Origin of the sequence: Rhizobium aethiopicum (assembly GCF_014197535.1) — a bacterium.
Taxonomy (GTDB): Bacteria; Pseudomonadota; Alphaproteobacteria; order Rhizobiales; family Rhizobiaceae; genus Rhizobium; species Rhizobium aethiopicum_A.
Genome location: NZ_JACIFV010000001.1, coordinates 567,606 through 588,441 on the forward strand (window position 1 = coordinate 567,606; position 20,836 = coordinate 588,441).

Below are 20,836 nucleotides of genomic sequence, written 5' to 3' on the forward strand. Positions count from 1 at the left end.
GGTGTCGTTGGTCAGCACGTTGCCGCTGGCGGCCACGCCGCCCGAACCATTGGCCACACCACCCTTCTCGGTCGCATCCCCCGTATCGGCAACCGCTGTCGGCGTCGTGTTCGAACTCGGCGTCGTAAACATCACATCGACCCAATAGTTCGTCGACTGGAAGGTGCTCGTGGGGAACAGGCTGTTGCTGCCATAGGCATAGACGCCGTTGCCGCTGGCCGGCGCCGTGAGCGGACCGCTGGTTACATTTGAAGTGAAGTAGCCGGTCGTTGAGGAATAGTGACCGGTATTGGTATGGTAAGATGCAGTGTAGGTTTGTCCGACCGTCAGCGATACCGGACTGGTGAAATAGGCGGTCTGCCAGCCGCTGGCAGTCTCGTTAGTGAAGGTGAGAGTCGCAATCCGCGTGCCGGTACTCGACCACAGTGAACCGGTATGCGTGCCGGTATCCAGACTGCCCTTATAAAAACGAATGCCGGTGACGGTACCTGCCACGGACGTCTGGAATTTGAAGCCGAGTTCAACCGCCGAGGTATCGTTGGTGTTGACGACCGCTGGCGTCCCCGAACCGAAGAGAGAGGTGTAACTCGGCCCGCTGACGGTGACCGTTCGTCCCGCCGAGGGCGTTTCCAGGTTGACGTTATCATCGACTGCGCGAGACCGGATGGTATAGGTGCCCGCGGTTTGCGGCTGCCAGGTATAAGTCCAGTTCTCATCTCCCGTCGCCGGATGCCAGCTCGCGCCGTTGTCGGTCGAAACCTCGACCGCGGCGATGACCCCGCCTCCGGTATCGGCAGCGGTGCCGGTAATCGTCACGGTGGATCCAACGGTCGCCGTGGCGGGCACCGTAATGACCGATGTCGGCGCAGTGTGGTCCAACGAAGCGGTCGCGGCGGTGAGCCCGGACTGTAGCGTTCCAGGCTGAATGCCCATGTCAGCAAGCAAATTGACCATTGCCTGCTGTACGCGCGAGTCCGTCCGGGTCGCCGTGAGGTCGTGATTGTCGCTGAGACCCCACGTCCAGTAGACCGTGCCGGCGCCGAACACCAGCGCGCCGCTGGGGGCGCGATAGAGCGTCAGATTGTGGGTCGCCGTCGCATTGCCGGTCGTGTTTCCGTAATCGAGCAAATAGCTGCTGACCGGAAGCGTCGTCGACGACAGCTTCACCAGGCCAGCCGGATCGAAGCCGTTATCGGGCGCTTCGTCCCACTCGTAACCGAGATAGTTTTTGGTGAGCGTCGCCGTCTGCCCCGGCTGAAGATTGGCAACGCTCGTATTGCGCCAGAAGCGCAAATTAGCGTCATCATAGCCAACGGTGATCGCGCCGAGATTGCTGCCGACATCGTCGACCTTGAACAGTTGACCGGTCAGCGAATTCTCCGGATTGCCGCCGCCAATGGCAGGTGGGCTGAAGCGTGGATCGCGGAAGGTGCCTGTCCATTGGTCGGAAGGATCGATATCGCCGCCCGCCCATGTCTCCTTGTAGGTGATCAGGGTGCGGTAAGGCGTGCCGTCGGCGCTATAGGCGTTGCCCCAGCGAGTTCGCCAATAGACCTCGTTACCGCTCCAGAACATCAGGTTGACGCCCGCATCGCGCGCGGCCTCGACATTGGTTCTCTGCTGTCCCGACCAGTATTCGTCATGCCCGGCATCGACATAGGTCTTGTGATTGAGCAACAGGCTGCCATAGCGGTCGGCGTCGACACCCGACAGGTAGGAGACGTCATAGCCGTTCTGTTCCAGCCAGTAGATGCCCGCATATTCAGCACCGAACAGATAGTCCTGGGGACCGGCGTAAGTGCCGACCCCGCCGCGAGTCGCGATCGGCCTGTTGTAGCTAACGGCATAGGCGCGACCGGCACCCTGCCCTGTCGCCGGACCGTTGCCGCCATAGAGGTTTGCGCCACCCCAACCATTGTAAGCTTGCCAGGTCTCATCCGCGGTCTGGAAGACAACGTCGCTGTGGCTGTCGTCGTCGCGCACGATGAACGGGATGTGATTTTCGCCGGAGGTGCCATCCTGACGGACGAGCTTGGCGATATAGACGCCTGAAACGGCATCATCCGGAACGGTCCAGGACGCCGAGACGGCCCAGTTACCGGCGTCCACCGTGCCGGTCGTCGCATTGCGCAACGGACTAGGTTGGGTCTGCAATCCTGTGTGCTGCATGGTCGCGACCTTGCGCGCCCCCATGCCGCCATAATAGCCGAGCCGATAGATATCGATCCGGTAGTTGGTGGAATTGGTATTGATCTTGAAGCTGATCGTCTTGCCATTATCGACGCTGATATCGGTCGCAAACCCTTCGATGTTGGAGCTGCCGGCACCGTCGATGCCCCACTCGCTCTCCGGATTGCCCTGCTTCTGGTTTTCCAGCACGATCGCGTTGCTGACCGCCGCCGCAGCCGCCAGACTCTGCGTCGTCGAAGACCCCTGCGTGGAAGGCTTAGGTGGCTTCGTCACAGAGCCGGACAGGATACCGATATCCTTGGATTTTGTTCCCGTTCCCGTCTCTCCCCCGCCTGGCAGAGTTCCATTGGTGAGCGCCGCGTCCGACCATGTTGCAGTGCCGGTCCAGCCCGAGAGTGGGGACAAGTCACGATCGAGAAGCGGATCGCTGACCGAGGCGCCGATGGCCTGCTTGATCGTCGCCACATAATCCGGCCCTTCGGTCAGCCTGGTCCCCGGCAATTGACCGTCCTGTTGAAGCAGGGCGCCGCCATGGGCCCAATCGAGAATCCGCGTGGGGGAGGTAAAATAGCCGCACCCGCACACGCCAAAGGGCATGCCGAAGGCCAGCGAATTCGCGCCGGCGTCGTGCGCAGTCGCCTGGCCTGACGGGCTCGATTCGAGAATGACGACCTTGCCCGAATGAGCACGCCCGGCCGCCACCTTAGGAGCCCCACGCCCCGAAGCTGTCGGTGCGGGGCTTTGCGGCAGATAGGGAGCCAGAGGATCGTCGCCCATGGAGCTCATTGCGGTATCGGTGCGCTGAAGGGACGATGCGGCCCCGAACGCAACTCCATCCGCGTGCCATTGGAAACGTGCAAAATCCGGCTTAAGCGCCGACAGCGCGGCCACATCGCCGCTTCGAATTCCCATTTCGCCAGGCGTTGCGAAAGTGTCAGGCAACGGTCGCTCTTCGAGGCTGTTGACCGCGTCGCCGTTCACGTGCGCTCTCTGCCCGCCATCATGCTCGTTGAGGGCCGCATCCTTATAGGGATCGTCGACAAGGGTGCCCTGCTTGTGTCCATCGGCGGTTTGCACAGATGCCGCAAGTTGAGCACTATCCTTATGTTTTTCGGCAGGTTTGCGCGATCTTTCTTTTCCGCCGACGGTCAACCATCGGGGCACCAACGAATCCACCAGAAGTGAGTGCGAAATCCACCGGCGAGCGTTGCGATACATGGCGGGTACCTCTCGCTATATTTATCAGGATCAAATCTATGAGGATCGTTTGACACGACTCTGGGAAGTATAGTCGAAAAGTAAGCGAGTATATCCTACGCCTTTCGCTCTACGGGCGCCATCCTTTGGGCAACAGCCGTGTTGTATGAACTAGTGACGGGTGCGACGGGCCGTGAAGCTGCGCCGCGTCCGGTGCAGGGGCTCAAGCCGCGGCGGCGGCTTAGTCCACCATCGCCACTTGGCGGCACTGACGCTGGAAACGCCCAAGCAGGAAGCAACGGACCGGGTCGACCAAGCGATGCAAAGGCCGTCTGCATCGGGGCGCCTTCGATCCGGCACGCTTATGCGATCGCGGTCCTTCACTGCGAGCGCACCTATTCCTGCGTGCATGATCTCGTGATTTTTCAGGATGATCCCTCTCTGAGATATACGCTCCTGCTCGATTTAGACTGAGGCACCCACCCCATCTCATCAATAGTGATGAGGCAAAGCAAACGACCTTCACCTTCCTCAAGCCTTCGCCAGACGGCACACTAACGATGCGGCTTCGGACCTGCCGGCCGGCGGTCGAATGGCGTCAAGGCATTGGATCAGCATCCGTTCAAGGATGCTTCGCAGGCGAGATATGTATATGAATTCATCGCACCGCATCCCTCAGCTGCTCTTTCGCACGACGTTTGTCATCGGTGCACTCGCATTTCTTGCCGGAGCGGTGTCGCCGGCTCTCGCCGACAGCGCGTTCTTCGCTCCACAAACGAAAATCCGACTGAGCGTCGTGCAATGGATACCGTCCAAGGGTCAGTTTGATCGGTTGGATGGGATCAGTGGGGAATACACTGTTTCGGATTCAGGCATAATTTCCCTGCCCTTTTTGGGGTCGCTGGCGGTCGCCAATCTCGACAATGAGGGCCTTACCATCGAGATTGCCAAGCGCCTTCAGGCGAAAATGGGTCTGACCCAGGCACCTGCAGTGACCATCGACGTTCTGGACTATTCCTCCATTTACGTGGTGGGAGACGTGATGGCGCCCGGAGAATACAAGTTTCGCTCCGGCCTCAGCGTCTTGCAATCCCTCGCCATGAGCGGCGGCCCGTTGCGGGCGGCGGCGCAGCAGCAATCGCAGGCGATCAGGCTTGCCGGCGATTTGCGGGACATTGACCACTCGCTGCTGCGCAGTTCGGCAAAGCTCGCGCGGCTGCAGGCGGAGATGGCCGGTGCGAAGGAGATAGTCTTCGATCAGCCGTCCGCCGCCGATCGGCAATATGCCGAGAGTATCTACGAGGAGGAGCGGGTCATTTTTCAGGCCCGTGCAAGCGCGCTGGACAGACAGTCGGTAGCGCTCGTCGAATTGCGTAATCTCTTGACTGCGGAAATCGAAACGCTGGAAGAAAAGCTGAAAGGCTCGGATGACAATATCCAGTCGGTGGAGGAACAACTGACGAGCGTGAAGACGTTGGTCCAGAAGGGCCTGTCGATCAGCTCACGTCAGATGGATCTGGAACGATTGCTCACCACCTATCGTTCGGATCGGCTCGATCTCGTGACCGCCATCATGCGGGGACGCCAGGCAATCAACGAGACGACGCGCAGTCTCGAGGGCCTCTCCGACACTCGCCGCAACGAGCTCGCTACCGAGCTACAGGCGGAAAAGGCCAACCTCGATCAGCTCAAATTGAAGCGTGACACCACGCAACAGCTGCTTGTCGAAGAACTGGCGAGCGGCGCCAGCGTGAAGAATTACAATGAAGAACTTCCGCTGACGTTCATCGTGAGCCGGCGGGAAAAGGGTGAGGTCAGTCAGTTCCAGGCTTCCGAAATGACGGAGCTGGCACCGGGCGACGTGGTCAAGGTGACTCGGGTACGCACCGCCGATGCGTCATCCGAAGACGCCGCTGCGCTGCCTGTCCAGACAGGGGCGAATGTCAGTCAGGTAAGCCGATGATAACGGGCTGGGATTTTCGATGACTTTCAGAATGATCCCACCAAGCCAGACCTATACCCAGATCCTCAAATCGACGATGCTGATGGGCGGCTCTTCGCTCGTCAACGTCGCACTCAGCATCGTCAGAAACAAAGCCATGGCCGTCCTGCTCGGGCCGGAAGGCATCGGGCTGATCGGCCTTTACAGCTCGATCGTGGATATGGCGCAGTCCCTCGCTGGTCTGGGCGTCGGCGGCAGTGGCGTGCGTCAGGTCGCTGAGGCAGCCGGCACCGGCGATACAACCAGGATTGCCCAATCGGCGACCGTACTGAGACGCATATCAGTGGTGCTGGCGCTCTTTGGGGCGCTCCTTCTTGCCGCATTGGCGTATCCTGTCTCAAGTTTCACCTTCGGTGATTACCAGCACGTCGGGGGCATTGTGCTGCTGTCGCTCGCCGTTTTCTTCCGGCTGGTGTCTGCGGGGCAAGGCGCATTGATTCAGGGTATGCGCGGAATTGCGGATCTTGCCCGTATCAACGTGCTTGCCGGGCTCTTCGGTACAGCGGTGAGTATCCCTCTGATCTATCTCTTCGGGGTGCAGGCGATCGCACCGTCGCTTGTGCTCATTGCAGCTGCCTCAATCGTTCCGACGTGGTGGTACAGCCGGCGGATCTTTCCAAATCCCTACCCGATGTCGGCGCGCCAGTTCAGCCGGCAGGTGTCGGCGCTGCTCCGGCTCGGGTTCGTCTTTATGGCAAGCGGGCTTCTGACCTTCGGCGCGGCCTATGCCATCCGCATCATCGTGCTGAAGGAAGGCGGCGTCATGGCGGCGGGATTGTATCAAGCTGCCTGGGGTCTCGGCGGTCTCTACGCCGGCTTCATCCTGCAGGCCATGGGGACGGATTTCTATCCTCGCCTGACTGCAATGATCGACAACAATGTCGAATGCAACCGGCTCGTCAACGAACAGGCCGAAGCCAGCATGCTGCTCGCCGGCCCCGGCCTGCTCGGCACGCTGACGCTGGCGCCGCTCATGATGAGCCTGTTCTATTCGGCAGAATTCCACGGTGCAGTCGAACTTCTGCGCTGGATCTGTCTCGGCATGATGCTGCGCATTATTTCCTGGCCGATGGGTTTCATCGTCGTGGCGAAGAACACCCAGGCGATTTTCTTCTGGACTGAGGTTGCGGCTGCAGTCGTGCATGTTGGGCTTGCCTGGCTCCTGGTATCGCTGCTCGGCACCCAAGGAGCCGGCATGGCATTTTTTGGCCTGTATGTCTGGCACGCCATCCTGATCTATGTGATCGTCCGCAAATTGACCGGTTTTCGCTGGTCCGCCGCCAATCGCCGACACGCGTTGCTTTTCTTGCCCGCATCGGGACTGGTATTCCTGATGTTCTCAATTTTGCCGCTGTGGCCGGCGACGGTGATCGGCTTCGTCGCCGTCCTTGTCTGTGGGTTGTATTCACTGCGCATGCTGGTCGACCTGCTTCCGCCGGAGTCCGTGCCGGCCATGATTCGCGGATGGATCACGAAGTCAGCCTAGAGCGATTCAGCTCTTCACGGAAACGCAGGACCGCTCCAACCTTCTGCGTTTACGGCAATTCCCGGCAAAAGCGCTTCGCGCTTTGCCCGGGAAAACCGCTTCGCACTTACCTGGTGCTTTAACGAACAATGCGCGCATCCTCAGATCCGCGCATTGTTTGTTATGCAAATTGCCGCGTCAGGCAGATGGCATTCAGGCGACAGCGATATCCATGGCAGGCTGGACGCTGGCGGCTCCGACGGTCGCCTCCTCAAGGGCTGCGCGAAGTGCCTCAACAACCCTGACGATGTCGAGGTCGGTCATCTGGGCGAAGAGCGGCAGGATTATCGTTTCCTGCTGCGCTGACACGCTTCGCGCCAGGCCAGCGGCGGCTCGATGGACGCTCTGGCCGGAATAGGCTCCTTCCAGATGAATGTTCATCACGCCGCGCCTGGTCGATATCCCTTGATCGAGCAGCACCTGCATGACTGCCCTTTGGTCGACGGCATCAGGTAATCTCACACAAAAGCTCTGCCAGTTGCTGCGGGCCCAATGAGGCTCCATCGGCAGCGTTAGGCCGGCGATCGTCGACAGGCGCTCGCAATATTGAGCGGCAATCCGCCTTCGCTCTGCAACCAGCTCCGGCAGCCGGCGGAGCTGCACCCGTCCGACCGCGGCCTGGAGGTCGGTCATGCGATAGTTGTAGCCCAGTTCATCATAGTCTTCGAAAATCACCTGTTTCGAGCCGTGGCGGACAGCGTCGGTGACGCTCATGCCATGCTGGCGCCACAGCCGGAATTTTCGGTCATATTCCGGATTCACAGTCGTCAGCATGCCGCCATCACCGGTGGTGACGACCTTTCGGGGATGGAAGGAGAAGCAGGCAATGTCGCCATGCGGCTTGCCGATCTTTTCCCAACGCCCGTCCCAAAGGATTTCGCTTCCCGTCGCACAGGCCGCGTCCTCGATAACCGGTATCGAATGGCGTTTGCCGATCTCAACGATCGAACGGAGATCGCAGGGCATGCCGAGCTGATGCACGCACAGGATTGCCTTGGTGCGGGGCGTGATTGCCGTTTCGATCAAGCTGGGGTCGATATTGTAGCCACCCGGCTCGATGTCGACGAAGACGGGCACTGCGTCGCAGTATCGAACGGCGTTCGCGGTGGCGATGAACGAATGGCTGACCGTGATGACTTCATCGCCGGCACCGATGCCGACCGCCATCAAGGCGAGATGAAGCGCGGTTGTGCAGTTGGAAACCGCACAAGCGTGCTCGGTGCCGACGAGGGCTGCGAATTCCTTTTCAAATGCCGCGACTTCCGGCCCCTGCGTCACCCATCCCGACAGGATGACGCGACGCGTGGCCTCAGCCTCTTCTTCTCCGAGAACGGGTTTGGCGACGGGAATCGTCGATAATAACGGGCTCATGCAGCCTGGCCTCCTGCCGAAGCAGTCTTCGACTGCCACCACGCGACAAGGTCACGAAGCCCCTGCTCCATCGAGATTTCCGCCTTGAAGCCCAGAAGCCTTTCGGCCTTGCTGGTGTCGGCAAGACGACGTGTGACGCCGTTGACGGCGCGCGCCTCTTTGTGCTGCGGCTCGAGTGAGGATCCCATGATATCGCTCAGCATCTGCGCGAGTTCCAGCAGGCTTATTTCCCTGCCGCTCGCCACGTTGAACACCTCGTCCGTAACGTCGCTCTTTGCCGCCAGAATGTTTGCCCGCGCGATATCGCGTGCATCGACGAAGTCCATCGTCTGGCTGCCGTCTCCATAGACGAGCGGCGGCATTCCAGCCGCCAAACGTTCCATCCAGCGGATCAGAACTTCCGTATAGGCGCCGTAAACGTCCATTCTCGGCCCGTAGACGTTGAAATAGCGCAGCGCCACATAGCGCAGGCCGTACATTTCCGCGAAACTGCGCAATAGACCCTCGTTGAAGGTCTTGGCCGCGCCGTAGATCGTCCGGTTATTATAGGGATGATGCTGCTCGGTCGTGGGGAAGCTTTCGGCAAGCCCCAGCACGGAGGCGGAGGAAGCAGCAACGACCTTCGACACGCCAGCCTTGACCGCAGCTTCGAGGACGTTGAACGTGCCCTCGGCCAGAACATCGAAGGCGAGCCGCGGTTCTTCCGCGCATTGCGTGATGCGGATCGCAGCCTGGTGAAAGACGATGTCGACGCCGTCGAAGGTTTTCGCCAGCAATGCCCTGTCGCGGATATCGCCCTCGATGATGTTGACGGAGCCGCTTGATATTGCCGTGCTGAGATTGTCCCGCCGCCCACGCACGAAATTGTCGAGGACGATGATCTCGCGAGGCTTTTCCAATGCGACAAGATCGGCAATATGCGAACCGATCAGACCGGCACCGCCGGTGATGAGCACCCGTTTGTTTCTCATGATCTTCCCTCACGCGACATGTTCGTCATGGGATCATTCTCCGAACGCCAACGTATGAATTTCGCCGGTACACCGGCGGCAACCGAGAACGGCTCGACGTCGGAAACGACGACGGCTCCCGCTCCAATGATTGCCCCCTTCCCGATGGTCACGCCGGGAAGAATGGTCGCATTCGTTCCGATATCGGCCTCTGCACAGATGCGTACCGGCTTGATTTCAAGATCCGTACGGATGATCGGCACGTCTATCGGCAGTGCGGTGTGGGTCGAGCCAAGCACCTTGGCGCCCGGCCCCCACCCGACAGAATCCTCGATCACCAGGTCGCGCGCGTCGAAATAGGCCATCGGGCCGATCCAGACATTGTCGCCGATGACGCAAGTGCCATCGTAGCGTCCCTGGATGTAGGCCTGAGCGCCGATGAACACGCCATTGCCGATTTCGAACGTTTCCGGATGTTTGAAACCGGCGCCGCTTGCGACCTGCAGACCTTCGCCGCAACTCCGTGTGATAGCCTGCCAGATGGCTTTGCGCATCAGCGCGTCGACGACGCCGTCGCCTGTCGCGAAGCGGCCGTAGAGTTCGATCAGGCCGGCGCGCCCATATGCTTGCCTGAGTTCTTCGGCGAGGCCCGCCTGATAGGCTGGATCTGCCGGCTTCTGGCCGCGGCCGTGGACGGCCTGCACGACGCGAGCCTCGCGTGGACTAGCTGACATAGGCATACTCCAGCGCAGCCGCGACCTGATCGACGTGCTGCACGGGCATTTCAGGATAGATCGGCAAGGAGAGAACCTCGCGTGCGGCGGCTTCCGAGACCGGGAAGTCGCCTGCCTGGTAACCGAGGTCGGCATGGGCCTTCTGCAAATGAACGGGAATAGGATAGTGCAGACCGGATGGAATGCCCTCTGCTGTGAGCACACGTTGCAGGCCGTCCCGATCATGGCTTCTGATGGCGTAGACATGGTAGACATGCCGCCGCTCCGGCACTTCGACAGGCGTTCGCAAATGCGGCGATCCTGCAAGCAGCGAGGAGTAGCGGCGGCCATGCGAACGACGGGCTTCGGTCCAGGCTTCGAGATGCCGGAGCTTGACGCGCAGAATGGCTCCCTGGATGGCGTCCATGCGATAGTTGAAGCCCTTCAGCAGATGGTGATAGCGCTGCTCCTGACCCCAATCCCGCAGCATGCGCATTGTCTTGGCCTGCTCATCGCTGTTCGTGACGGCGATCCCGCCCTCGCCGCAGGCGCCGAGGTTCTTGCCCGGATAGAAGCTGAAGCAGCCAGATGCGCCGATGCTGCCGGCGCGCGCACCCTTATACCGGGCGCCATGTGCCTGGCAGGCGTCCTCGATGACCGGGATCTGGTAGTGATCAGCGACTGCCATGATGCCATCCATATCCGCCATCTGACCGTAGAGATGGACGGGGATGATGGCCTTGGTCCGGGAGGTGATCTTCGCCTCGAGCTGAGCCGGATCCATGGTCAGCGTCACCGGCTCGACATCGACGAATACGGGTGTTGCGCCGGTATAGCAGATCGCCGACACAGTCGCGACAAAGGTGAACGGCACGGTGATGACTTCATCGCCGGGACCAATGCCCGCCGCAAGCAAGGACAGATGCAGGGCACTCGTCCCGGTGTTGACGGCGATCGCGTGTTTGACATTGCAATAATCAGCGAATTCCTGCTCGAGGCGGATGACTTCCTCGCCCAGTATGTATTGCCCAGAGGCGAGCACGCCGAGCACGGCGGCGTCGATTTCGCTCTTGATCGATTGATATTGTGCTCTGAGGTCCAGAAAGGGGATCATGCGATGCGCCTCGCCTCTTCGAGCTCGACGATACGACCGCGCTGTGCGAGCGACCGGCTTGCGGCTTCAAGGACTCGAACGACACGCAACCCGGCATGCCCGTCCGTAATGGGCCGGGAATTCTGCTCGATGCACTCGACGAAGTGATCCAGTTCGCGCTTCAATGCCTCGGTCATATCGAGCTTGGGCGCCCACATATCGCCGCTGCGGTAGCCGACCAGCATCTGATGCACCTTCTCGCCATACGCATCGGAATTTGGGCACATGGTGATGCCCTTGTCATAGACCTTGATCTTTTCGCTGGGCTCGAGATCGTCATAGACGATCATCTTGTTGCTGCCGCCGATCAGCGTGCGGCGCACCTTGACCGGCGCCAGCCAATTGACGTGGATGTGCGCGATGAGCTTGCTCTCGAAAAAGAGCGTCAGATAGGCGATGTTCTCCGGCTCGCCGAGCACGTGGCTCATGCCCGTCGCAGAGACAGCCACCGGTTTTTCCTGCAGGACGTGGTCCAGGATGGAAAGGTCGTGCACGGCGAGGTCCCAGATGACGCTGACATCATGCTGGAAGAGCCCGAGATTGACCCGAACCGAGTCATAATAATACATGTCGCCAAGGCCGCTTTCGACCAGTTCGCGCATTTTGCGCACGGCGCCGGTGTGGACGAAGGTGTGATCCACGGCCAGCACGAGGCGTCGGCGCGCAGCTTCGTCGACCATTCGCGAGGCTTCTTCCGCCGTCGCTGCCATCGGCTTTTCGACGAAGACATGCTTTCCGGCCATCATCGCCTGCATTGCAAGCTTGAAATGCGTCGAGACCGGCGTCGCGATGGCGATCGCGTCCACTCTCGGATCGCGCAAGACTTCCTCGAAATTGTCGGTGACCGTTGTTGCGGGGTACCGGCTTTTGACGGCTCCCAACCGTTCGACATTGAGATCACAGACTGAAACAAGGTGGGCGCCGGCCGCTTCCGAGATGTTACGAACCAGATTCGGACCCCAATACCCATATCCGACAACAGCGATACCGATCATTCCATTTCTCCCAACGCAAACATATCCACCGGTCCGTCATTGACGCGGCCGATCACCCGAGCCGGAACGCCCGCGACGATGGCGCCGTCAGGCACGTCCTTTGTTACAACCGCTCCGGCGCCGACCTGCGCGGCCTCTCCGATGGTCACGCCAGGCAGAATGGTGGCATTGCTGCCGATCGAAGCGTGGCGCTTGACCAAAGTGGGGATGAGTATCCAGTCGGTCTCCGTTTGGAGGCTGCCGTCCGGGTTAATGGCGCGCGGGTAGGTGTCGTTCGTAAACATGACCCCGTGGCCGATGAACACACCGTCTTCCAGTGTCACGCCCTCGCAGAGGAAGGAATGGCTGGAAATCTTGCAGTCTCTCCCGACCACGACATTCTTCTGGATTTCGACAAAGGTGCCGATGCGCGTTCCTGCGCCGATCGTGCAGCCATACAGATTCACGAGATCTCGATGGTGAATGACGCTGCCGTCACCCAGCTTGACATCTGATGCAATCATCCCTGAAAACCCCTACTACTCCTGACAGGGCCCGATTTTCAGTTGAAACAAACAATCGGGCGATTGCGTCCAAGGTTTCAAACCAACAGGACAAATATTTCCCTACACTTCAAAGAGAATTGTTTTCGTCATCCGAGTAAAGAAACAAAACGGTTAAGCTCACTCACCTAAAGGCGTATCTACTTATGACGACTTACGCCCTGGCTAACGCTATCGACCAGCACTGGTGGCTTGGGTCACATCCCGCACGCAATGCGGGCCTACGCTGGAGACAGCGATTGTTTCCATGCATTTAGTGGCTTGTCATAAAACTGATATGTAAAAACAGAGACTATCCTGCGGGGAATCCAGTAAGACCTAAGTCTATACTCATGATTACCTTCCAATTTCCAGCCATTTATGGAAGTTGTGCTGTACTTAGCCTATATTAGCTACTGTAACGTTCCGCGAATTGTGGTATTCGATTCCTACTTTAGAGTTTCCTAAACCCCCGTATTGAGAGGGGTCGGTACTCGGGTCGTAGTGAAGCGTAACGTGTTAGAGGGAGGGTGAAGCTGTGAATTCAGCACTTATACCGAATTTGGACCTCAGGCAGGAAAACGTAGCTCTTCCCCTTAATAACGCGCACACACTTGCCCTGTCGGCAGGACAGACGCATTCGCTCGTCATTCTCGATAATCGCGAACTTGATCGTCAATGCCTGGCGCAATGCATGGCTGCCCAAAAGGCGGATTTGCAGATTCTGGCGTTTGGATCGATTGAGGAGTGGAAGCAGAAGCGCGACGAATACGCTCCGCTTGCGGCAATCCTCTTGAACGTCGGCGGCAAGAAGGTCGATGAACCGGCCGTTTCGGAGCAAATCCGGAAACTTTCGTCGGAATTCGCGTCTACACCTCTTATCGTATTGGCCGATAGCGACGACTTCGGCCAAATCGTTAGGGCTCTTGAGTACGGCGCCAAAGGGTTCATACCCGCCTCGGTCAGCGTCAGTGTCTGCATGGAGCTGATCGCGCTGTCGGTGGCAGGAGGAATATTCGTGCCTGCAAGCGCCCTGTTCGCCATGCGTCACCTGCTGGACTCGAGCAACTCGACGGCCCGCCCGCTCTCCGGCATCTTCACCGATCGTCAGGCAGAAGTGGTGGAGGCGCTCCGACGCGGAAAGGCGAACAAGATCATCGCCTATGAGCTCAATCTTCGAGAGAGCACCGTCAAGGTGCATGTTCGCAACATCATGAAAAAGGTCAAAGCGACCAACAGAACGGAAGTTGTTTTCAAGCTCAACGACTTGTTCCAAAGTGGTGTTCCGGCGTGATGTGCTGATACAATTCTTCGGGTAAATCTTTTCGTATTTTGCAGCACATTTGTGCTCAAATCACCCGGTGGCGCGAAATGCGTCACCGGGTTTTTTATACCGGGCAGGTCTGTCGTGTATGGCGTGAAGAGCGATCGAGCGCTCAGCTGCCGACCGTTGTTCCCGTACTTGCAGATGAACTAACCCGGTTCCTGCGCATGCATCCTGCAACTCGTCGCGCGATGGACTTCAAGGCGTACCAATGCTTCGGCCCGATCGTTTGCTTGCAGGCCAATTTGAGCCGGGGCAACGAATTTCGCAGCTCAGGAGAGACCTCCAGTGCAAAACGCTGAATGGCCGCGGCCGTTGGAAGGTCGAAGTTGTTGAAGGCGATGCCAGCCTGTTGAAGCGCCTTATTTCCGAGCTCCCTGGCAAGAAAGCGTCTCAGCATCTGATCCTTTTTGAGGCTATCTGTCGCTTGGCTAAACAGGGCATCAAAAGCCTTTTTTCTTTGCAGAAGGTCCGAAAGAATGTTTTCTCCGTAGTATTGCAGCGACATATTCGAAGCATGTCGGCGGTATACTGCTTGATCCTCTTTGATGAAGCCTACATCAGCATGTGATGCGAGCCGCAGCCACATTTCCATATCCCCGGCATGCGGCAGCTCCTTACGATAGCCGCCAACCTGCTTTTGCAGGGCTGTCCTCACGACAGCCGTCGGCGTTGGAACGAGATTGCTTGCCCCACTCAACCGTATGAATTGCAGACCGGACAAGACCTGCATGGGACGCACGTTATTGTCGCCGAGAGGATCAGCGCGGCTCGTATTACCGTCCGGCTCAGCTATGAGCGCGTTCCCGAACGCCATCCCCACATTCGGATAGGTGCGCATCAGTTCCGCCGCGCGGCCCAGCGAGCCCGGCAAAAGATAATCATCCGCAGAAAGAAGCAGGAATAAGTCACCGCCTGCCCAATCGATTCCCTCATTGTAGGTGGCGATGTGGCCCATGTTTGTCGTGTGCCGCCGATAAGTGACCCGATCATCCCGGGACGCCAGCGCCTTTCCGACTTCAGGTGTATTGTCCGGCGAGCAGTCATCCAGAATAAGCACGCGCACATCGACGCCTGTTTGTGAAAGGACACTCTCAACAGACTCCTGCAGGAAATGAGCGTAGTTATAGCAGGGAATGACGACATCAACACGTTGCAAACTTATTCCTCCGCTGGTACAGCGCCATGCTTGGTTCGACAGATCTTCCGCCCGCGGCATCGTCTTGTTGTTAAGTGGCGTTTGCTTCCCGCTCGCAGGTGCGTTGAGAGATGTTTCCGCCTCGGCACTCATGTTTTGGCTCCGAGATAGGAATACGGGGAAAGTCTTGACAGCGCATATTGACCGACCAGCTTCGCTACCGTGCGCCGCCTGAGCGGAAAGCCGAAATCCTGCCAGATGCGCCAGCGGTCTCGAACCGGAAGGGACTTGAACCAGTAGTAGGGCTGGTCAGTGAACGCGAGGGTCTTGCTGCCCGCGGGGGCAGGTTCACCCATCCGCTTGTAGTCGGCTTCCCAAGTCGTGCGGTAACAGACCGTCGAGATCGGCTCATGAGAGCGCGACAGCCCAGAGCTCCGTATCGAGCTCCAATAGACAGAATCTCCTACTGGATAGAGTTCCCTCGGCATGTGAGCCCAACGCGCGATGATCGGCAGGCACGGCCGCGTGAGAAACAAGCAGTTCGTATCCACGTGCGTGCGGCCGTCGCTTTTTGAGTCGTCGAACATGTAGGTACCGTCTGCGCGATGCATCGAACGTCTCGATGAGCAAACCGCAGCACCGGTACGGTGGTGAAGTTCAAGCAGACGCAGGATGTGGTCGGATCTGTACCAGTTGTCCGCATCGAGAAACGCCACCGCGTCATAACCCTGGGCGAAGGCGCTGAGGCTGCCGATTACGCGAGCCATGTTGCCCGCGTCGCCGTGAGCATTGGGCAGGATGAAATGTTTTGCGCCCCAGCGACCGACGGAACTGTTCGGAAAGCCGTCGGCAACAAAGACATGGTCGCATGCAACGGTTTGGTCGACAACGCTCGCCCGGCACTGCTCAAGGAGTTCGTTAGGCTCCTTGTAATATGGTGTAATAACAGCAACGCGCATTGCCCATGTCCTCAGCGTTTTTGCGGCGATTTGCACGTCCGACGATCGCCGCCCCTTTTTACAAACCGCGATATGGGCTCGGTTCAGTAAACCCAAACCCGAGCCATGATTTGCGCTTTGACGTTGCCGATCACGTTCCCAAGGGCGCAGCGTGCGGAACGGGAACGCCGACGGCCGGAGCAGGCGGACTGGTGAAGGCCATCTGCGGAAATCTGACGCCGGGCATGCTTCTGGCCTCGCCGGAAAGCTTCCACTCGAAATAGGCGATCGTTCTTTCGAGCCCTTGGCGCAGGCTCACCGTCGGCTGCCAGCCCAGTTCCTGCTTTGCCCGGCTGATATCGGGCTTGCGCTGGGTCGGATCGTCGATCGGCAGGGGTTTGAAGACGATGCTTGATTTCGATCCGGTCATGTCGATGACCATTTCGGCCAGTTCCCGGACCTGGAATTCTCCCGGGTTGCCGAGATTGATCGGACCCGTTACGCCAGCCGGCGTACCCATCAGGCGGATAAAGCCCTCGATCAGATCGTCGACATAGCAGAAGGAGCGCGTTTGCGTGCCATTGCCGAAGATGGTGATCGGCTCGTTTTGAAGCGCCTGAACGATGAAATTGGAGACGACGCGGCCGTCATTGGTCTGCATTCGTGGCCCGTAGGTATTGAAGATCCGCGCCACCCGGATTTCCACACCATATTGACGGTGATAGTCGAAGAACAGCGTCTCGGCGCACCGCTTGCCTTCGTCATAGCATGCCCGCGGGCCGATGGGACTGACGCTTCCGCGATACTCCTCGGGCTGCGGGTGAACCGCCGGATCGCCGTAGACCTCGCTCGTCGATGCTTGGAAGATCTTCGCCTTGGTGCGTTTGGCCAGGCCGAGCATATTGATCGCCCCGTGCACATTGGTCTTCACGGTCTGCACGGGATCGTGCTGGTAGTGGACCGGAGATGCTGGGCAGGCGAGGTTGTAGATCTCATCGACCTCCACATAAAGCGGGAATGTGATGTCGTGGCGGAGTATCTCAAAACGAGGATCGTCAAGAAGATGCAGCACGTTATCGCGCGAGCCGGTATAGAAATTGTCCACGCAGAGGACATCATTGCCCTCTCGCAAAAGCCTTTCGCACAGGAATGATCCCAGGAATCCGGTGCCGCCGGTAACCATAATTCGCTTCTGTCCGTGCATTGATTTGCTCCGTTGTTAATGTTTGCCCACAGGGATGGAGAACATGTCAGCAGGCTCCCTTGCCTTTCAGGACCGCAGGAATTGTGCTGAGAAGGATGTGCCAGTCGAACCACAAGGATCGATTGTCGATGTAGAACTCGTCGAGTTGCTGCTGCAGTTCGATATCCGCGTTGCTTCGTTCGGATATCTGCCAAAGCCCCGTCAGCCCCGGCGTTACCGAGCGCCGCTTGGCACGAAACTCGCTATCCATCGCCGAAAGGTGATACTCCGGGAAGGGGCGCGGCCCCACGAAGGACATCTCTCCTGCAATGATGTTCACCAGCTGCGGGAGTTCGTCGAAACTCGATGCGCGAAGGACATGCCCGATCACCGGCAGGATGCGCGGGTCCTGCCGAAGCTTGAAGTGGTTCGACCACTCGGCTTGTATGTCCGGATTGTCCCGGAACAATGTTTCGAGCCGCTGCTCCGCATCTCTGTACATCGTTCTCAGTTTCAGGACGCGCACCGGCTTGCCAGACAAGCCTTCCCTGGCGTGTCTGAAGAAGACGGGACCCGGATCGATGGCATAGATCGCGGCGGCGGCAACCAGAATACAGGGCATCAGCACCAGCGTCGCAGGGATAGCGATCACGAGATCGAGGACTCGACGAACCAGGTTCGAGCTTGCCGATCTCCCGCCGACGGCCAAGCGAACACCGATCTCTCCGCCGACGTCCGCCGGTCGCAATCCGGTTATCTTGAGGTTCGGCGTGTCGGAGAGGAGGATGACTTCGGCGAACTGCCGACGCATCGTTGCCAACTCGGCGATAAAGGAGCCCGTATCATCAGCGATCAAGGCAATCGACGGCCCGTTGTCGGCTAATACTTCCGAAGTATCGGGAGAAAAGGATTCCGGCCGAATGCCGTAGTGCCAATGCTCTGAGAAATACGCCATGAGCGAGGGGATGCGATTGCGGGCACCGACGATCACTGCCCGCTCACCCCAGATACCAAGCCTCCAGGACAGTCCTCGTGCGGCCCCGCGCATAAGAGGTTGAACAACCAATCCGAGGCCAAGGAAGCCGATGATCGGAAACAGCAGTCCTAGCCCTTCCGGCAGAAGGATCGCCCCAAGCGCTGCTATGATGGACACCTTGAAGGACGCCGTCGTGCGGCGGCGCAGATGTTCGTGGTCGTGAAGGCGATATCCGGGATAGAGCCCGTTCGATGCATAAAGAACGATCGCTGCCAGTGCTGCGAGAGCGAAAGCGCGCTCCAGCACCATTTTCTCCGAACCGTGCGGAAGAAACGGCAGGAGAAGAAGATAGGCTATCAGATAGCTTGCGATGTCGCCGGCAACCAGAAATGACGACGTAGCAAGCCGAGGCAACCTGCGCCTGAATGGAACCGGTATCTTCAGCCCTGCCCGCGTGCTGAATTCGGCGGTCGGCGTGGGGTTTGCCACGAAAGGGTTCGCCTTCCGCAGGTCGGACGTGATTGCTGACGGCGCAAATAGGGACATGGTCGCTTCACACCTTTACGGCTGTTGCTTTTGGCGCACTCGATCCAAAAACCTCGTCTTCGATCGGAAAATTCCGAAGACCCAGTCTCTGGAATGCTGTCAGTGAGATGAAGGTCGGCACGACGAGCGCATAGCGCCGCCACAGCCGTCGCGGCTCGCACAAAAGACGAAAGGCCCATTCGAAGCCGCTTCTTTGAATGAATCTTGGAGCTTGCCGCTTGAGGCCGGCGTGAAAATCGAATGCAGCTCCGACGCCGATAAGCATCGATGCATCCAGACGGTCACGCATGCGCGCCATCCAGAGTTCCTGCTTGGGACTGCTCAGCCCCACCCAGATGATATCGGCGCCGGATCGATTGAGCCGGTCCGCAATATCGGCTTCCTCTAGCGGTGACAGTTTATGAAAAGGCGGTGCATAGGAGCCGGCTATCTCAGCTTCCGGGAATTTCGCGAGAAGCCGCGCCTGCAAGTGCTGCAGCGTCTCGGGCGTTGCGCCATAAAGGAAGTGGCGTATACCCTTCGATGTGCCGGCCTCGAAAACAGACAACATCAGATCAGGTCCGTAGACCCTGTCGCTCTCCACATGGCCAGCACGCTTCAACGCCCATACCAACGGCATGCCGTCGGGGGTTACGAGGAAAGCCCGGTTATGTATCGACCGGAGCTCTGGGTCATCTTGACATCGGACGACACCGTGTGCGTCGCGAACACACACATATTCCCTCCTGCCGTCTTCAATCCCTTTTTGAATAAAACCGGTCGCGCTTTTAAGATTAACTGCCGAAATGCGAACACCAAGGACGTTAGTCCATTCCAGGGAGTCCTTTTGTTTAAGAACTGAAGTTTGGCCTCTGTCTGCTGGTTGCTTTCCCATGACATACGCTTTCGCGATTTAAACTGTCACCAGAATATGCCGGCAGAGCGATTGTCTCCATACTTTCAGTTCCAACTATTGGACGTAGAAGACACTTCATATTCCTACGCCTTCGGCCGAGATAAGTTACAATATTCGAAGTAAGGCGGCGTACTCCCACGGCTTGCCACGTTGCTCTTTTTGATGAGTGCGACCCCGAAAGAGCGGTTTGACCTTCACAACGCCGCGGAAGATAGTCACTCTCGCGCCAAGCCTGGGCGGACCTGCGCGCGAACGAAGCGGGGGAGAGATGGTTAACCCGACAGGCGAGATGACGGGCCCGGCTGGCGAGCCTTCAGAGCTGCCCGGCAAAACCAACCAGCTGCAGAAAGACCTGAGCTCTGATGGGTATATCATCATCAGAGAACTATTGTCCCCTGATCAGGTGGAGCGCCTACGGCTGGTTATCAAGCAACACCTGAAGTCGGAAGGTCGTTACCAGTACGGCGGCAAATTCCAACTTCATGCCATGTATGTCGCAGAGGAAATCGCCAAGTTTCTGAGTTCCGATGTGATCCTCAATCGCCTCAAGGAAATCACGCGGCCGCTTGACGTCGTTCTCACGGGCGAATGCGATATGATGATCAACACGACATCGTCATGGCATAACGACGTTCCCCACCACCCTGCCTGCATCGACGGAGCCATCTTCGCGGACGAGTCTTTCAGGGTCTACAAAATCGCATTCTACCTACAGGATCAGGACGAACATTCGCCGGCGACATTGAAGGTTCGACCAAGATCTCACCTCAAGGGCCTGGTTGAGAGCATGCCGGAGAAGGGCTTGGGTATAGGGGCAGGCGATGCCATCATCTTCGACGTGCGCATCGAACATGCCGGCCAAATGCCGACACTCGTCGACAGAAGCCTACGCAAGTTCTTTGAGCGGATCGGGCCGCGACTTCGGCTCGACTCGCAAAAGGCTTTCACCCTGACACGTTCAGCCCTCCGACGGATAGCCGGCACCCCCGACCGCATGGCGCTTTTCATGACCTTTGGTCCGTCCGATTCATGCACCCATTCTTATGCCGAAGAAGGCTGCAATCGCCATTCCGGCGTTCGGGGGACGCTGAGCGCAGAGGTTCTGAAACAGCTCGCGGCCAATAACATCAGTCCGCCCATTATCGGCAAGCCGGTCGCACCCCAGCAGGTTTCCGGGCCGGGAACTTGATGCGTAGCTGTGTCGGCGTATGGATTCGAA

The 20,836-nt window shown here is 58.6% G+C and carries 16 protein-coding genes; 4 read left to right on the forward strand and 12 right to left on the reverse strand.

The genetic code is table 11. The annotated features are described in order from the left end of the window. Positions 1-3,408 (reverse strand): DUF4082 domain-containing protein (locus tag GGD53_RS02865; protein ID WP_246717686.1); only part of this gene is annotated, 3,408 nt, incomplete at its 3' end. Positions 3,409-4,033: 625 nt separating this feature from the next. Between GGD53_RS02865 and GGD53_RS02870 the strand changes: the two genes are divergently transcribed. Together GGD53_RS02870 and GGD53_RS02875 are read left to right on the forward strand one after the other, a co-directional pair. Further along, positions 4,034-5,350: a polysaccharide biosynthesis/export family protein gene (locus tag GGD53_RS02870; protein WP_184453361.1), complete on the forward strand. Its 1,317-nt coding sequence runs from the start codon at positions 4,034-4,036 to the stop codon at positions 5,348-5,350. 19 nt (positions 5,351-5,369) lie between these two features. Then, positions 5,370-6,875 carry an O-antigen translocase gene (locus GGD53_RS02875; protein ID WP_184453363.1) on the forward strand — a complete coding sequence of 502 codons (1,506 nt, stop codon included), beginning with the start codon at positions 5,370-5,372 and terminating at the stop codon, positions 6,873-6,875. A 192-nt stretch (positions 6,876-7,067) separates the two neighbouring features. Here the strand turns inward: GGD53_RS02875 and GGD53_RS02880 are convergent, their stop codons facing one another. Genes GGD53_RS02880 through GGD53_RS02905 form a run of 6 tightly spaced genes read right to left on the reverse strand, consistent with a single transcriptional unit; the run spans position 7,068 to position 12,599 of the window. Continuing rightward, positions 7,068-8,285 carry a DegT/DnrJ/EryC1/StrS family aminotransferase gene (locus GGD53_RS02880; RefSeq protein WP_184453365.1) on the reverse strand — a complete coding sequence of 406 codons (1,218 nt, stop codon included), beginning with the start codon at positions 8,283-8,285 and terminating at the stop codon, positions 7,068-7,070. Beyond that, positions 8,282-9,256: an NAD-dependent epimerase/dehydratase family protein gene (locus GGD53_RS02885; protein ID WP_184453367.1), complete on the reverse strand. Its 975-nt coding sequence runs from the start codon at positions 9,254-9,256 to the stop codon at positions 8,282-8,284. Before GGD53_RS02885 ends, GGD53_RS02880 begins: the two co-directional genes overlap by 4 nt. Beyond that, positions 9,253-9,969, reverse strand: coding sequence for an acyltransferase (locus GGD53_RS02890; protein ID WP_184453369.1), 717 nt, complete (start codon positions 9,967-9,969; stop codon positions 9,253-9,255). Before GGD53_RS02890 ends, GGD53_RS02885 begins: the two co-directional genes overlap by 4 nt. After that, positions 9,959-11,062: a DegT/DnrJ/EryC1/StrS family aminotransferase gene (locus GGD53_RS02895; RefSeq protein WP_184453371.1), complete on the reverse strand. Its 1,104-nt coding sequence runs from the start codon at positions 11,060-11,062 to the stop codon at positions 9,959-9,961. The genes GGD53_RS02890 and GGD53_RS02895 overlap by 11 nt, the downstream gene beginning before the upstream one ends. After that, positions 11,059-12,096, reverse strand: coding sequence for a Gfo/Idh/MocA family protein (locus tag GGD53_RS02900; RefSeq protein ID WP_184453373.1), 1,038 nt, complete (start codon positions 12,094-12,096; stop codon positions 11,059-11,061). Before GGD53_RS02900 ends, GGD53_RS02895 begins: the two co-directional genes overlap by 4 nt. Then, the gene (locus GGD53_RS02905; RefSeq protein ID WP_184453375.1) at positions 12,093-12,599 is read right to left on the reverse strand and encodes an acyltransferase; all 507 of its coding nucleotides are present in this window, start codon (positions 12,597-12,599) and stop codon (positions 12,093-12,095) included. Before GGD53_RS02905 ends, GGD53_RS02900 begins: the two co-directional genes overlap by 4 nt. 556 nt (positions 12,600-13,155) lie before the next feature. Between GGD53_RS02905 and GGD53_RS02910 the strand changes: the two genes are divergently transcribed. After that, positions 13,156-13,911, forward strand: coding sequence for a response regulator transcription factor (locus tag GGD53_RS02910; protein ID WP_064801485.1), 756 nt, complete (start codon positions 13,156-13,158; stop codon positions 13,909-13,911). Positions 13,912-14,053: 142 nt separating this feature from the next. Here GGD53_RS02910 and GGD53_RS02915 read toward each other — a convergent pair whose 3' ends face one another. The 5 genes from GGD53_RS02915 to GGD53_RS02935 form a co-directional block, all read right to left on the reverse strand. Next, positions 14,054-15,100, reverse strand: coding sequence for a glycosyltransferase family 2 protein (locus GGD53_RS02915; protein WP_184453514.1), 1,047 nt, complete (start codon positions 15,098-15,100; stop codon positions 14,054-14,056). Between the two features lie 128 nt (positions 15,101-15,228). Further along, positions 15,229-16,038: a glycosyltransferase family 2 protein gene (locus GGD53_RS02920; RefSeq protein ID WP_184453377.1), complete on the reverse strand. Its 810-nt coding sequence runs from the start codon at positions 16,036-16,038 to the stop codon at positions 15,229-15,231. 130 nt (positions 16,039-16,168) lie between these two features. Then, positions 16,169-17,221, reverse strand: coding sequence for a UDP-glucuronic acid decarboxylase family protein (locus GGD53_RS02925; RefSeq protein WP_184453379.1), 1,053 nt, complete (start codon positions 17,219-17,221; stop codon positions 16,169-16,171). A 46-nt stretch (positions 17,222-17,267) separates the two neighbouring features. After that, positions 17,268-18,722 carry a sugar transferase gene (locus GGD53_RS02930; protein ID WP_184453381.1) on the reverse strand — a complete coding sequence of 485 codons (1,455 nt, stop codon included), beginning with the start codon at positions 18,720-18,722 and terminating at the stop codon, positions 17,268-17,270. A gap of 7 nt (positions 18,723-18,729) precedes the next feature. After that, on the reverse strand, positions 18,730-19,596 hold the full coding sequence (locus tag GGD53_RS02935; RefSeq protein ID WP_184453383.1) for a WecB/TagA/CpsF family glycosyltransferase: 867 nt from the start codon (positions 19,594-19,596) through the stop codon (positions 18,730-18,732). 289 nt (positions 19,597-19,885) lie between these two features. Here GGD53_RS02935 and GGD53_RS31580 point away from each other — a divergent pair, with 289 nt between their 5' ends. After that, on the forward strand, positions 19,886-20,806 hold the full coding sequence (locus GGD53_RS31580) for a phytanoyl-CoA dioxygenase family protein (RefSeq protein WP_246717687.1): 921 nt from the start codon (positions 19,886-19,888) through the stop codon (positions 20,804-20,806). Positions 20,807-20,836 lie beyond the last annotated feature (30 nt).